At 61.1% G+C, this 13,657-nt stretch carries 11 protein-coding genes; 7 read left to right on the forward strand and 4 right to left on the reverse strand.

Annotated elements, in window-relative coordinates; genetic code table 11:
• Positions 1–15: 15 nt before the first annotated feature.
• The 6 genes from QRN36_RS15805 (at position 16) to QRN36_RS15830 (ending at position 8,385) form a co-directional block, all read left to right on the forward strand.
• Positions 16–1,179 (forward strand): EAL domain-containing protein, encoded by a 1,164-nt coding sequence (locus QRN36_RS15805; protein ID WP_285424910.1) that lies wholly within the window; start codon positions 16–18, stop codon positions 1,177–1,179.
• An 86-nt stretch (positions 1,180–1,265) separates the two neighbouring features.
• A complete protein-coding gene (locus tag QRN36_RS15810) occupies positions 1,266–2,597 on the forward strand; it encodes a deoxyguanosinetriphosphate triphosphohydrolase (protein ID WP_093459104.1) in 1,332 nt (443 codons plus the stop codon).
• 282 nt (positions 2,598–2,879) lie between these two features.
• Positions 2,880–3,278, forward strand: a complete 399-nt coding sequence (locus QRN36_RS15815) for a response regulator (protein WP_285424911.1) — start codon at positions 2,880–2,882, stop codon at positions 3,276–3,278.
• A 315-nt stretch (positions 3,279–3,593) separates the two neighbouring features.
• Positions 3,594–4,220: a response regulator transcription factor gene (locus tag QRN36_RS15820; protein ID WP_093459106.1), complete on the forward strand. Its 627-nt coding sequence runs from the start codon at positions 3,594–3,596 to the stop codon at positions 4,218–4,220.
• 8 nt (positions 4,221–4,228) lie between these two features.
• A complete protein-coding gene (locus tag QRN36_RS15825) occupies positions 4,229–7,900 on the forward strand; it encodes a transporter substrate-binding domain-containing protein (protein WP_373568756.1) in 3,672 nt (1,223 codons plus the stop codon).
• Positions 7,897–8,385, forward strand: a complete 489-nt coding sequence (locus QRN36_RS15830) for a GNAT family N-acetyltransferase (protein WP_285424912.1) — start codon at positions 7,897–7,899, stop codon at positions 8,383–8,385. The genes QRN36_RS15825 and QRN36_RS15830 overlap by 4 nt, the downstream gene beginning before the upstream one ends.
• Positions 8,386–8,454: 69 nt before the next feature.
• Here the strand turns inward: QRN36_RS15830 and QRN36_RS15835 are convergent, their stop codons facing one another.
• A complete protein-coding gene (locus QRN36_RS15835; protein WP_093459109.1) occupies positions 8,455–8,799 on the reverse strand; it encodes a YggL family protein in 345 nt (114 codons plus the stop codon).
• Positions 8,800–9,119: 320 nt separating this feature from the next.
• On the opposite strand from QRN36_RS15835, the gene dacB reads away from it, so the two are divergent.
• Positions 9,120–10,586, forward strand: coding sequence for a D-alanyl-D-alanine carboxypeptidase/D-alanyl-D-alanine-endopeptidase (dacB, locus tag QRN36_RS15840; RefSeq protein ID WP_285424913.1), 1,467 nt, complete (start codon positions 9,120–9,122; stop codon positions 10,584–10,586).
• A 52-nt stretch (positions 10,587–10,638) separates the two neighbouring features.
• Here the strand turns inward: dacB and QRN36_RS15845 are convergent, their stop codons facing one another.
• From QRN36_RS15845 to QRN36_RS15855, 3 genes are read right to left on the reverse strand one after another with little or no spacing between them, the layout of a single operon-like run.
• Positions 10,639–11,433, reverse strand: a complete 795-nt coding sequence (locus QRN36_RS15845; RefSeq protein WP_285424914.1) for an ABC transporter ATP-binding protein — start codon at positions 11,431–11,433, stop codon at positions 10,639–10,641.
• Positions 11,427–12,425, reverse strand: a complete 999-nt coding sequence (locus tag QRN36_RS15850; protein WP_285424915.1) for an ABC transporter permease — start codon at positions 12,423–12,425, stop codon at positions 11,427–11,429. The genes QRN36_RS15845 and QRN36_RS15850 overlap by 7 nt, the downstream gene beginning before the upstream one ends.
• Positions 12,412–13,494, reverse strand: a complete 1,083-nt coding sequence (locus QRN36_RS15855) for an ABC transporter substrate-binding protein (RefSeq protein ID WP_285424916.1) — start codon at positions 13,492–13,494, stop codon at positions 12,412–12,414. The genes QRN36_RS15850 and QRN36_RS15855 overlap by 14 nt, the downstream gene beginning before the upstream one ends.
• Positions 13,495–13,657: the final 163 nt, after the last annotated feature.

The following is a 13,657-nucleotide window of genomic DNA, read 5'->3' on the forward strand; positions in this document are numbered from 1 at the left end:
CACTAAGGAGGCCATGTGATCGATGGGCAACCGCTAGCTTGCTTTCAGCCGTTCATCGACACCGCGACGGGCCGCATTGCCGGTATTGAAGCATTGGGACGCCTGCGTCAGGCGGACGGCAGCCTGCAATCAGTGGGTCCGCTGTTCGCAGATCCGCGGCGCGCCGCCGCCGAACTGCGACGGCTCGACCGCCTGCTGCGCGACAATGCGCTGAGCCGCCTGCATGAGGCGCCCAATGACTGGTTTCTGAGCCTGAACATTTCGCCGCGCTGGATCAGTCGACTGCGCCCCGGCCAGCCGCTGCCAAGCCTCAAGCAGCTGCAGAGCCACGGCATCGCCGCGCGAAGAATCGTTTTCGAGATCACTGAACTGGGTGGCGACAGCCAGCGACTCAGCGACGTCGTGGCGCGTTATCGGGACGCCGGCGCGCGTATCGCAATCGACGACTTTGGCGCCGGATACTCGCAGCTCGACCGCGTGCTGGCGCTGCAACCGGACATCCTCAAACTCGACATGCGTCTGTTCCAGGCCGCCGCCCGCGGTGGCCCGAGCAGCGACGTGGTCAAGGCACTGGCGCAGATGGCCGAAAAGACCGGGTGCTGGATCATTGCCGAGGGCGTCGAGACCGAAGCCGAGTTGCACTTCGCCCTCGAATGCGGCTCGCGCTACGTGCAAGGGTTTCTGTTCGCCCAGGCACAGCTGGATTTTTTTGCGGCGGACGCCTTCGTTCCTCGCTTCGCCGAACTGCGGGACCGCTACGTGCTGCAGAAGGTCGTCGAGCGCGAGCGGCTGATGCAGCTGCGCAAGCACTTGAGTCAGTTGATGGCACGTTTGCAGGGCTGGGCCGAGGGTGACGCGCCGCTGGCAGAATTGCCGCCCATGCAGGAATTTCCCTGGCTGCTGCGCTTCTATCAATGCGACCGCCATGGCACCCAGCTCACGCCGAATCTGGAATGGCGCAATGGCGCATGGGTCGCCGACAGCCGCTACATGGGCCACAACTGGTCGTGGCGTCCTTACTTCTACCACCTGCTCGCCGAAGGCTGGCATGAGCGACGCCTGACCTTGTCCAACACCTATCGCGACGCGACCAGCAACCAGTATTGCCTCACGGCCGGGCAATTCTTCGACAACGGCCAGCGCCTGCTGCTGATCGACGTCGACGCCGCGGGCCTCTGATCCTTCCGTCTCGCGCCATCTTGTGCTTGCAGCCGGATGGGCGAACCGGGAAGCTAGGCCGGTAATCACCCGACGGAGTACCGGCCTTGGATTGGCAAACCCTGCTCACCCGCGAGCGCCTAGGCAAAACCCTGCACAGCCCCGAAGAACTGGGGCGCAGCCCGTTCCACAAGGATCATGACCGGATCATCTTTTCCGGCGCCTTTCGCCGACTGGGCCGCAAGACCCAGGTCCATCCGGTGACCAGCAACGACCACATTCACACCCGCCTGACCCACTCACTGGAAGTGAGCTGCGTCGGTCGCTCGCTGGGCATGCGCGTCGGCGAAACCCTGCGCGGCGCCCTCCCCGACTGGTGCGACCCGAGCGATCTGGGCATGGTCGTGCAATCGGCCTGCCTGGCCCACGACATCGGCAATCCGCCGTTCGGCCACTCCGGGGAAGACGCCATCCGAAACTGGTTCAAGCAAGCGGCGGGCCGCGGCTGGCTGGACGCAATGAGCGACGTCGAGCGCGACGACTTCCTCAACTTTGAAGGCAACGCGCAAGGTTTCCGGGTACTGACGCAACTGGAATACCACCAGTTCGAAGGCGGCACACGCCTCACTTACGCCACCTTGGGAACGTATCTCAAGTACCCGTGGACCGCGCGTCACGCCGACTCGCTGGGCTATAAAAAGCACAAGTTCGGCTGCTACCAGAGCGAGCTGCCGATTCTTGAACAGATCGCGACCCGGCTGGGCCTGCCTCAACTGGAAGAACAGCGCTGGGCTCGCCACCCGCTGGTGTACCTGATGGAAGCGGCGGACGACATCTGTTACGCGCTGATCGACCTGGAAGACGGCCTGGAAATGGAGCTGCTCAACTACGCCGAGGTCGAATCCATTCTGCTCAGCCTGGTGGGCGACGATCTGCCGGAGACCTACCGTCAATTGGGTCCGGACGATTCGCGGCGGCGTAAACTCGCGATATTGCGCGGCAAGGCCATCGAACACCTGACCAACGCCGCCGCCCGCGCTTTCGTCGAGCAGCAGGACGCATTGCTGGCCGGCACGCTGCAAGGCGATCTGGTGGAGCACATGCACGGCCCGGCCAAGCGCTGCGTGCTCAGTGCCAAAGACATGGCGCGCAAGAAAATCTTTCAGGACAAGCGCAAGACGCTGCATGAAATCGGCGCTTACACGACGCTGGAGATCCTGCTCAATGCGTTTTGTGGCGCGGCGCTGGAGCAATTCGGCGGGCACACACCCTCGTTCAAGAGCCGGCGCATCCTCGATCTGCTGGGCAACAATGCGCCCGATCCGTCCTGGCCGCTGCACACCTCGTTTTTGCGAGTCATCGACTTCATTGCCGGGATGACCGACAGCTACGCCAGTGAGATGGCGCGGGAAATGACCGGACGTTCGAGCCCGGTCTGACGCACGAGCCGCTCTGGAAAAGCCCGATTCCCACCGAGGAATCGGGCTTTTTATTTCAGCCAATCAGGAAAAGAAAACCCAAACTTCGGAATCTTCCTACGGCGCCATCAGAAACACCCTATCGCCGCCTACAGACCTCTCCCGAATAATCCGCGCCAGCCCGTGCGCTGGAACACTCCTTCCATTACCTGCCCGAGGCATCGGTTCACGCCATAAGCCCCTGCCGGATGCACTCCATTCGCCAAGATCTCGACCCGCCTGCCGCCTCGCCTGGAACCGCCCATGTTCAGACCCAATCTTCGTATTCTGCTGGTAGAGGACCATCCGTTTCAGCTGATCGCTCTGCAGATCCTGCTCAACAATCATGGCCTGTACCTGCTGACGCCGGCCCTTACCGCGATGGAAGCCATGACAGCGCTGGAACGAAGTCCGCAGCCTTATGACTTGCTGCTGTGCGATCAACGCCTGCCTGATATGAGTGGCATGGAATTGATTCAGGCCGCCAGCCAGCGCGGCTTGATTCAGCAAGCGGTGTTGCTGAGCGGCCTTGAATCCACTCAGTTGAGCGCCTTGGAATGCGCTGCCAGGGAAAAAGGCCTGCCGCTGCTCGGATGCCTGAACAAGCCTTTGAACACGCTGGAATTACGCCGGCTGCTTGCACTGCCGGTTCAGGATGACTGAATCGCCCCGGGTCAATTCGCAGGACAGAAAAGCGCGATTCTAAAACGACGCGTTCAACGCCCACGTCAAACTTAGCCACAAATGTGGGACTATTCCCAAAGGAAATAAACAGGATTGAATTGATGCAGTTTTGTGACGTGTTTGATCTCGACTTTTCTAGCCGTTCGTGACCGTTTTAAGTATTGACGTACGCTAATACGCTAATTTTTGTAGGAACTTTCCTATATGGGGCGATCAGCATGATCTGTTCATGTGCGCTTTCAAACATCTGGGATAAGGTGCGCGCTTTCTTCGCCACTCGTTATGGATTGAATCATGAACTCGATTTTTATCATCGATGATCACCCGGTCATTCGGCTTGCCATCCGCATGCTGCTGGAGAATGAAAACTACGTGATCGTCGGTGAAACCGATAATGGCGTGGACGCCATGCAGATGGTCCGCGAATGCATGCCGGACCTGATCATCCTCGACATCAGCATTCCCAAGCTCGACGGGCTGGAGGTGCTGGCCCGCTTCAACGCCATGCACCTGCCCTCCAAGATTCTCGTGCTGACCGCTCAGGCGCCCAGCCTGTTCGCCATTCGCTGCATGCAATCCGGCGCGGCCGGGTATGTGTGCAAGCAGGAAGATTTGAGCGAACTTGTGAGTTCGGTCAAGGCGGTATTATCCGGCTACAATTACTTTCCAAGCCAGGCGCTTGCCGCGTCGCTCAAGAAAGATGGCGACCCCAACGAAATCGAACGTTTCAAACTGGTCAACGACCGCGAACTGATGGTATTGCAATTGTTTGCCCAGGGCCGTACGAACAAGGAAATAGCCAAAGGCATGTTCTTGAGTAACAAAACGGTGAGCACCTACAAAACCCGTTTGATGCAAAAACTGAAAGCCAAGACTCTGGTAGAACTTATCGAGATGGCAAAACGCAATTCGTTAGTGTGAGAGACAGGATGCCGAAGGCGATAAAGGACTATTGGATAGCGGCCGTACTTGTCTGCCTCTGCCTCGATACGCAGGCACAACAACCTGCCGCGGCTGAACGCTACACGTTGCTCAGCCGGTCCAATCCCGCGCACATGGACGTGACGCTGGACCGGGCCCAATGGCAATGGGTGCGTAATAAACGCGAACTGATTCTGGGCACCTCCGCGCCGGACTACCCGCCCTTCGACATGACCCTCACAGGCCACGACTATGAAGGTTTCACGGCCGATTACGCAGGGGTCCTCGGGCGCGTGCTCGACCTGCCGATCAAGGTTCTGCGGTTTGCCAGCCGGGACGAGGCGATGGATGCGCTGGTCAACGGCGACATCGATCTGCTGGGCAGCGCCAATGGCTATGAAGCGCGAGCGAAAGAAGTGAGGTTGTCCTCGCCCTATGCCGTGGATCAGCCGGTGCTGGTCACCCGCGCCGGGGAAGTCAGGCCGCTGAACGGCGACCTCAACGGCCTGCGTCTGAGCATGGTTTATCACTACCTGCCGCCCGACGAAATCGGCGCCCTGTATCCCAAAGCCCGTCTGCAGACCTTCCCCTCGTTCCAGAGCGCAATCAATGCCGTGGCGTTCAATCAGGCCGACGTCTTTCTGGGCGACACCATTTCCACCCATTACGTCATCAACAAGGGCTACCTGAACAACGTGCAGATGGCCAACTTCGGCAAGCACGAGGCAAACGGTTTCAGCTTTGCGGTTCAAGCGTCCAACACGATGCTGCTCGACATCGTCAATCTGGTGCTCAAGGGCATTCCGGTCGAAGAGCGGATTTCCATCTCCAAACGCTGGGGCGCCGGCAGCGACCTGATGCTGACCGATCAGAAGCTGCAGCTGAGCCAGCGCGAAGAACGCTGGATCGCCCAGCATCCGACGGTGCGCGTGGTGTTCAACGAGGCGTACGCGCCGCTGACGTTTTTCGATGCCAATGGCAACTTCAGTGGCGTGACGGCCGATCTGCTGGAGTTGATTCGCCTGCGCACCGGCCTGAACTTCAAGGTCACTCACGCCCAGGGCATGAGCGACATGGCCAATCAGTTGAGCCAGGGCCAGGCCGACCTGATCGGCGCCATGATTCCCAGCGACGAGCGCGAGAATCGCTTCAACTTCAGCCGGCCCTACATGGATAACGTCTTCGTGCTGGTCACGCGCAAAGAGCCGTCGGCGCCGTCCAACCTCGAGCAACTGGACGGCAAGCGCGTCGCGCTGGCGCTGAGCAGTCCGATCCTGCCCTACCTCGCCCGCAGCTACCCGGGCATCTATCCGGTGGAAGTCGACAACCCCGCTCAAGCGTTGGACATGCTGGCCCACGGCCGTGCGGAAGGCGCGGTCACCTCCCTGTTCAGCGCCAGTTACTTCCTCTCATCGCGGGCTCTGAACGACACACTGCAGATGCGCGTGACCGTGGGCCAGGAGCCTGCGCGCATCGCGATGGCCACGTCACGCAACGCGACCGAACTGAGTTCGATCATCGACAAGGCGCTCTCCAGCATCGCGCCCGAAGACCTTGCCGCGATCAACAACCGCTGGCGCACTTACTCGCCGCCCGGAAGCGGCGCGTGGCACGACTATCAGTTGCTCATCTACCAGATCATCGTCGGCGCCAGCCTGTTGCTGCTCGGGTCACTGGCCTGGAACGCGTGGATGCGGCGCCAGATAAAGCAACGCGAACGGGCCGAGCGCGCCCTGAATGACCAGTTCGAATTCATGAGTGCACTGGTCAACGGCACGCCCCACCCGATTTATGTGCGCGATCGCGACGGCCTGTTGAAAATCTGCAACGACAGTTACCTGGCCGCGTTTGCGGCGCAACGCGACGAGGTCATCGGCAAAAGCATTCTGGACGGCGTGCTCAGCAACACCGAAGAAGCCCTCGGCTACGTCGAGGATTACAAGCGCGTGATGTCCGAAAACGAGCCGCTGATTCTCGATCGCTCCCTGCACATCCACGGCAAACACCTGACGATCTATCACTGGATCCTGCCGTTTCGCGATTCACTGGGCAAAGTGCAGGGCATCATCGGCGGCTGGATCGACATCAGCGAACGCCGCCAGTTGATCGAGCAACTGCAGACCGCGAAAGACCTGGCCGATGACGCGAACCGGGCCAAGAGTACGTTTCTGGCGACCATGAGCCACGAGATCCGCACGCCCATGAATGCCGTGATCGGCATGCTCGAACTGGCGCTCAAACGCGCGGACACCGGGCATCTCGATCGCCCCGCCATCGAGGTGGCCTACAGTTCTGCCAAGGACCTGCTGGAACTGATCGGCGACATCCTGGACATTGCCCGGATCGAATCCGGACGTCTGAGCCTCAGTCCTGAACGGGCCAATCTGCGCCAGTTGGTGGAATCGGTGATCCGCGTCTTCGACGGTCTGGCGCGACAGAAAAGCCTGACACTGGTGCTGGATCTGGACGCGCGGACCAACACCGACGTGCTGATCGACCCTTTGCGCTTCAAACAGATCCTCTCCAATCTGATCAGCAACGCCATCAAGTTCACCGAGCAGGGGCAGATCAGGATCAGCCTGCAAACCGCAGACGGCCGCACCGAGCAGCAGATGCGGCTGCAGGTGGTCATTCATGACAGCGGCATCGGCATCACTGAAGAAGACCAGCAGCGTCTGTTCGAACCCTTTGCGCAGGTGGACCACTCCGCGCAACTGGCCCGGACCGGCGCAGGTCTCGGGCTGGTGATCTGCCGCAGCCTGTGCGAAATGATGGGCGGCGCGCTGACCCTCAGCAGTCAGCCGGGCGACGGCACCCGCGTGGAAATGACGCTGGACCTCACCACCCTCGAACCTCTCGCTGCCCAGGCGCTTTCCCGGGACAGCACGCCCGGCACCTCAAGGCAGCTCAATATTCTGATCGTCGACGACCACCCCGCCAACCGCCTGCTGCTGTTCGAACAACTGTGCTTCCTCGGCCATCGCTGCGACATGGCAATTCAAGGCGCGGACGGCCTGGAACGCTGGCGTGCCGAACGCTTCGACCTGGTGATCGCGGACTGCAACATGCCGGTCATGAACGGCTACGACCTGACCCGGGCGATCCGCGAACTGGAACGCAGCGAGCCACGGCCGCCGTGCACGGTGCTGGGTTTCACCGCCAATGCGCAGCCGGAGGAAAAGCAACGTTGCCGTGACGCGGGCATGGACGACTGCCTGTTCAAACCCATCAGCCTCACTGCGCTGAACGATCGCTTGAGCAACGTGGCGCCGCTGCCCCCGCTGCCGCCACCCGCCGAGACCAGGGAAACCGAGGTCTTCGATGCATTGAGCGTTGAAACCTTGACCGGTGGCCGCCAGGAAATGACTGACAGGTTGATCGGTCAACTGATCGAGAGCGCCCGTGAAGACCGCGCCGAACTGGCGGCACTGGTCCCCGCCGCACATCGCCAGCAGTTGCTGGATGTCGGTCACAAGATTCGTGGCGCAGCCCGGATCATCAGCGCAACCGACGTGATCACGTGCTGTCAGGCACTGGAAGAGGCCTGCGAGGCCGACGGGAACGATGGTGACATCGGCGCCCGTCAACACGCCCTTGACCTTGCGATGCAGACACTTGAGCGTGCACTCATCGCCTACAAGGCGAAAGGCAATCCACTGGAAAAAGGCCCGCAGCAATGATCCTGACGCCCATGACCGAGAGCGACTTCGAAGCGTTTCTCTCACACTCGATTGCAGGCTATGCGCAAGACGTGCAACGCACGTATCACGTGCCCGCGTCCTATGCGCTCGACAGCGCAACGCAGGCATTCAACGCCCTGCTCCCCGACGGCCTGCTGACGGAGGATCACCACCTGTTCCGGCTGGAGACGCTGACGGGACAGCACGTCGGAACGGCCTGGTTCGGCGTGCAGATCGATGCACCGCTGCCGGCAAAGCTGTTCATCTACGATCTGGAAATCCACCAGGCCTTTCAGCGCCAGGGTTTTGCAAGTCTGGCATTGCAGGCCATCGAGCGCTGGGCAGAGCAACGCGATATCCGGCGTCTGGAACTCAATGTGTTCGCCCACAACGAAGCGGCGCAGGGCCTGTATCGGCGTGCGGGAATGCAGGTCAGTGAAATGACGATGGGAAAGGATTTGCGGGGGGTGGCGAGCGCCGAATGAAGAACATTCAAAGGCCGGGCATTCAGGCCCGACGACGGGAGCAGGCCCATGGCCTGCCCCCGCGATGCATCAGGCTGCCGGATTGATCGGCTTTTCCGGATACCAGGCGTCCAGCAACGGGCTGACTTCAACCTTGGTCAGTTCGCTGCGGGCCTTGAGCCAGCTTTCAACGGTGGCGCGCTGCTCTTCGGTGACCGAGCCACGCTCAGCCAGGCAAACCAGACCGTAGTCATCGCCGCCTACGTAATCCAGACCGTTGGCATCCATCGCTTCTTCCAGGAAGGCGTCGAGGAATGCGTCAATCGCCGCGTCGTCCAGGTCTTCCTTGAACTCCAGGTTCAGTTCAAAGCCCAGCTCCTGGAATTCATCCACGCAGAGTTTTTTGCGCAGACGGCGGGAACGGTTAGTCGCCATGGAAACAATCCTCAAAAGTAAATATCGGGCGGCACTTTACCAGCTTGGCCCGACAAAAGCCCGAAACCGCATCGCGGGCCGGACGACATGCCGCAGAAAATCGCGTTTTAACGTGACAATCGGCTGACAACTGCAAAAAATAGCGGCGTTTGACGGCTGCACCCCGGCGCAAGTCACCAAAGCTTGGGGCATAATGCCGCTTTATCGAGGCGCACTGTGCCAGCCTGCCGGCGACGCGGTTTTTTTCAGCCTCCGTTTTTTTGTTGCGAGGGAATCCATCCCCTCTTCGTCTCCCTCTTTTCTGCAGTAGGGTTTACTGAATGATCAAGTCTTTGCGTCCGCTGTTCCTTGCCACCCTGCTCCTGCCGATTTCACTGTCCGTTTCCGCCGCCCCTATCAACACCGCGCTGCCGCCCAAGGTTCAGGAAGCCCTGAAGGCGAGCAAGCTGCAGAACGATGCGCTGTCGCTGGTCATGCTGCCGGTCAGCGGCCCGGGCACACCCACCGTTTTCAACGCTGACGTGTCGGTCAATCCGGCCTCGACGATGAAGCTGGTTACCACCTATGCCGCGCTGGAAATGCTCGGCCCCACCCATCAGTGGAAAACCGAGTTCTATACCGATGGCACGCTGAGCAATGGCGTCCTGCGCGGCAACCTGTATCTGAAAGGCGGCGGCGATCCGAAGCTGAACATGGAAAAGCTGTGGCTGCTGATGCGCGACCTGCGCGCCAACGGCGTTCAGCAAGTGACAGGCGATCTGGTGCTGGACCGTAGCCATTTCGTCCAGCCGCAGTTGCCGGTCTTCGATGACGATGGCAATGACAAGAACAAGCCGTTTCTGGTGCGCCCGGATTCGTTGATGGTCAACCTCAAAGCCCTGCGCTTCGTCACCCGAAACGACGGCGGCAAGATTCTGGTGTCGGTGGAGCCGCCGATTGCCGCGATTCACATCAACAATCAGGTCAAGGCGCTGTCCTCGAACAAGTGCACAGGCGATGTCCTCTATAACCCGGTGCCGGAAGCCGATGGCGGGATCACCGTGACCGTCTCCGGCCAGCTCGGCGACGGCTGCAACTCGCAGACGTATCTGTCGCTGCTCGATCACCCGACCTACACCGCAGGCGCAGTGCGTGCCATCTGGCAGGAGCTGGGCGGCACCATTCTGGGCAAGGACCGGCTTGATGTGGTGCCCGGCAGCGCGAAACTGCTGGCCAAGGCGTACTCGCCGGATCTGGCGGAAATCATCCGCGACATCAACAAATTCAGTAACAACACCATGGCGCAGCAACTGTTCCTGAGCCTGGGTTCGGAGTTCCGCAACGAAGCGGACGGTGATGACGCCAAGGCCGGGCAGCGCGTCGTGCGTCAGTGGCTGGCGAAGAAAGGCATCATTGCAACGCACCTGGTCATGGAGAACGGCTCCGGCCTGTCCCGTGCCGAACGCGTCAGCGCCCGGGAGATGGCGCAGATGCTTCAGGCCGCCTGGAACAGCCCCTATCAGGCCGAGTTCATGAGCTCGCTGCCCCTGGCCGGCATGGACGGCACCATGCGCAAACGTCTGAAACGCACCGCGTTGCGTGGCGAAGCACACATCAAGACCGGCACACTGAACACCGTACGCGCGATTGCCGGTTTCAGCCGGGACAGCAACGGCAGCACCTGGGTCGTCGTCGCGATCCTCAACGATCCACGTCCATGGGGCGCCTCATCGGTACTCGATGAAGTGCTGGTGAGCATGTTCAACCAGCCAAAACTGGCGAACACCACCATTTCCCTGCAGCAATAATCCGCTCCGAACCTGCGCGCCGCCGTCACTCACGGCGCGCGCAGCCCTCGCCTCACCAGCTCTCGCCCAACCCCAGCAACCCCAGAATCTGCTTGCGCAGATCGACCAGATACGGGTCATCGCGGTGCCGCGGATAAGGCCGTTCGATGGTCAGCTGGGCCTTGATCTTCGCAGGCCGGTCGCTGAACACGATCACCCGATTGGCCAGCAGCAAGGCCTCTTCAACGTCATGTGTCACCAGCAGCGCGGTATACCCCTGACGCTGCCAGAGATCGATCAACTCCTGCTGCATGGCGATCCGCGTGAGGGAATCCAGCTTGCCCAAAGGCTCATCGAGAATCAGCAGTCTCGGCTCGTTGATCAAGGCCCGGGCCAGCGCCACGCGTTGCGCCATGCCGCCGGACAGCTGACGTGGATAGGCCCGGGCAAACTGGCTCAGACCCACTTTGGCCAGTGCCTCGTCGACCTTGCCCTTGGTGGTTTTCAGCAAGCCCTGTGCTTCGAGCCCCAGGGCGACGTTGTCCCAGACCCTGCGCCACGGGTACAGCGTAGGGTCCTGAAACACCACGACCCGACTCGGGTCCGGCCCGGTGATGTCTGCCCCGTCGGCGGCCAGGGTTCCGCTGTCCGCGGATTCCAGCCCCGCCACCAATCGCAGCAACGTCGACTTGCCGCACCCGGAAGGCCCCAGCAGCGCGACGAATTCGCCCGGCTCGACGTTCAGCGAGACACGCTCAAGCACCGGCAACGTGTGCCCTTCGAGGGAAAACCCGTGGCTGAGGTTATCGATGCGCAGCGACAAACCCGGGCTGCCCCCAGCGTTCAATGCGCGTGCCGTACTCACCATTTCATTGCTCCTTGCTGCCAGGCCAATAGCCGGTCACGCACCAGAAAAAGCGCTGAAATCAGCCCCGAACAGGCCAGCGCCATGATCAACAACGCGGCGTACATGTTGGCGTACGCCGCCCAACCCTGCGCCCATTGCAAATACCAGCCGATGCCGGATTTCACGCCCATCATTTCCGCCACCACTAAAGTCGAGAACGATGCGCCCAGGCCCATGAACAATCCGACGAAAACGTGCGGCAAGGCAGCGGGAATGGCGACCTTGAAAATCAGGAAGCGCTGACTGGCGCCCAACGTACGGGCCACGTCGTAGTAGGCCTTGTCGACGCTGGACACACCGGACCACGTCAGGACGGTGACCGGAAACCAGGTCGCCAGGGCAATGAGAAAGACGCTCGCGCTCCAGCTGCTGGGGAACAGGAAAAAGCACAGCGGCAGCAACGCCGTCGACGGCACCGGTCCCAGAATCCGCAGCACCGGGTGAAGCCAGTAGCCGATGCTGCGCGACCAGCCGATGGCGACCCCGGCGATAAAGCCGGTGATTGCGCCCAGCGCCACGCCGCTGCCCAACAGGATGGCCGAGTGAAACAGGCTGTCGGCCAGTCGTGGCCAGTCTTCGACGTAGACGTCGAGCAATGCCTGGGGCGGCGCGAAGAATGGCACGGGCAACCAGGCGAGCTTGGCCGTGAGCAATTCCCAGAGGCTCAGCACCACGGGCAAGGCGATCAGCCACGGCCCAAGGTGTCGGGTCCGCGTCGACAGCCGTTGCGACCAGCGTGCGACGATGACCGCGAGCACGATCAGACCGGTCACCGCCAGACACACATTCGCCAGGCCCTGAGTCATCGGCCAGGTGCGCGTAGCGTTCGGCAGGTAAACGATCAGCAGCGCGGCGGCCAGCCAGAAGGCGGCGGCAACGAGCCCTTGCAGCCAGAGCCCGGACGTCGGGGATTCAGCCCGCGCCCGGATCGCGGACACCTCAACTGAAGACATCGGCAGTGATCTCCCCGGCAAAGGTATTGGCATCGGTGCTCTGGCGAATCACCTCGACCGTCTTGAGGTCACGCACGTAGGTGGCGATCTCGGCGGTCAGCGCGGCGCCGACGGCGTGATGCCCGTGGGTGTGATCGTGAAGAATGGCGACCACCTCCTCGGTCGTCGTATTGAGCGCGTAGGCCTGGAAACCTTTGGCCACTTCCTCCGGGTGCTTCACCGAGTAATCGTGGGCTTCGAGGATCGCCTGGGTCAGCGCCGCCACCACGCGCTTGTCGTCGCGCGCCAGTTTGCCGGTCACGCCCACCACGCAGCAGCTCAGGTTGGCGTACTCCTCCACAAGATTCGTCGACAACTCGCGGGCCTTGCCGGCCTTGATCAAGCGATACATGAACGGGTCGCTGCCGCTGACCGCCTGAACCTCGCCACGCTCCAGCGCCGTGCCGAGCAAATCGGCCGGATAGAGCCGCCATTCGACATCGCGGGTCGGATCGACACCGTGCTTCTTCAGCAAAATGGAAAAGAAATTGCGGTCAGGGCTGGCCATGTCCGTGACACCAATGGCCTTGCCTTTGAGGTCTTCAAGCCTGCTCACGCCGCCATTCGCGGCGCTCAGCAGACGAAGGCAGCCGCCATGAGTGCCTGCCGTCAGCTTGACGTCGAACCCTTGTTCGAGGGCCTTGAGCCAGCGCAGCGCCATGCCGATTCCCGCATCCGCCTTGCCAGTGGCAATCGCCTCGAGCAGCACCTCGGTGGAGTTGCCGAAATTGACCAGTTCGACATCCAGATTGTGCTTCTTGAAAAATCCCTGACCGTGGGCGATGACCACCGGCGCCAGACACACTGCATTGAGGTTGATCGCCAGCTTCAACGCACGCGGCTGGTCGAGCCGGATGAATTCGCCGGTGCCGGCCGGCTCCGCTGACGCCTCTGCGCCATGCGCTGCATGATCGGCATGCTCGTCGATGGCCCAGACGCTGCGTGGCAGCGACAGCAGAAACGGTGATGCCAGTGCGGCGCTTGCCAGCCCCAGCACACGACGACGGCTCAGATGATCGAAAACGGCCATGGGTGTTCCCTTACCAGATGAATGAAATGGACGCGTCAATCTGGAAGGTTCTAATAACCAATTCTAAGGTTCCAGCGACTGCTTAAAACCTTATCACCCGATCTTTAATTACTTAAATTCATTTTTATTCTATATGACTATGCAAACAGTCTATGTAACGCGG

The sequence above is a fragment of the Pseudomonas sp. efr-133-TYG-103a genome, from assembly GCF_030209235.1.
Classification (GTDB): domain Bacteria; phylum Pseudomonadota; class Gammaproteobacteria; order Pseudomonadales; family Pseudomonadaceae; genus Aquipseudomonas.

What these genes read in the sequence shown, in the direction of transcription:
- QRN36_RS15820 (WP_093459106.1), top strand. Translation starts at nt 3,594, where the DNA reads ATGAACTCGATTTTTATCATCGATGATCACCCGGTCATTCGGCTTGCC.
- QRN36_RS15855 (WP_285424916.1), bottom strand. Translation starts at nt 13,494, where the DNA reads ATGGCCGTTTTCGATCATCTGAGCCGTCGTCGTGTGCTGGGGCTGGCA.
- QRN36_RS15825 (WP_373568756.1), top strand. Translation starts at nt 4,229, where the DNA reads ATGCCGAAGGCGATAAAGGACTATTGGATAGCGGCCGTACTTGTCTGC.
- QRN36_RS15845 (WP_285424914.1), bottom strand. Translation starts at nt 11,433, where the DNA reads ATGGTGAGTACGGCACGCGCATTGAACGCTGGGGGCAGCCCGGGTTTG.
- QRN36_RS15830 (WP_285424912.1), top strand. Translation starts at nt 7,897, where the DNA reads ATGATCCTGACGCCCATGACCGAGAGCGACTTCGAAGCGTTTCTCTCA.
- QRN36_RS15815 (WP_285424911.1), top strand. Translation starts at nt 2,880, where the DNA reads ATGTTCAGACCCAATCTTCGTATTCTGCTGGTAGAGGACCATCCGTTT.
- dacB (WP_285424913.1), top strand. Translation starts at nt 9,120, where the DNA reads ATGATCAAGTCTTTGCGTCCGCTGTTCCTTGCCACCCTGCTCCTGCCG.
- QRN36_RS15850 (WP_285424915.1), bottom strand. Translation starts at nt 12,425, where the DNA reads ATGTCTTCAGTTGAGGTGTCCGCGATCCGGGCGCGGGCTGAATCCCCG.
- QRN36_RS15835 (WP_093459109.1), bottom strand. Translation starts at nt 8,799, where the DNA reads ATGGCGACTAACCGTTCCCGCCGTCTGCGCAAAAAACTCTGCGTGGAT.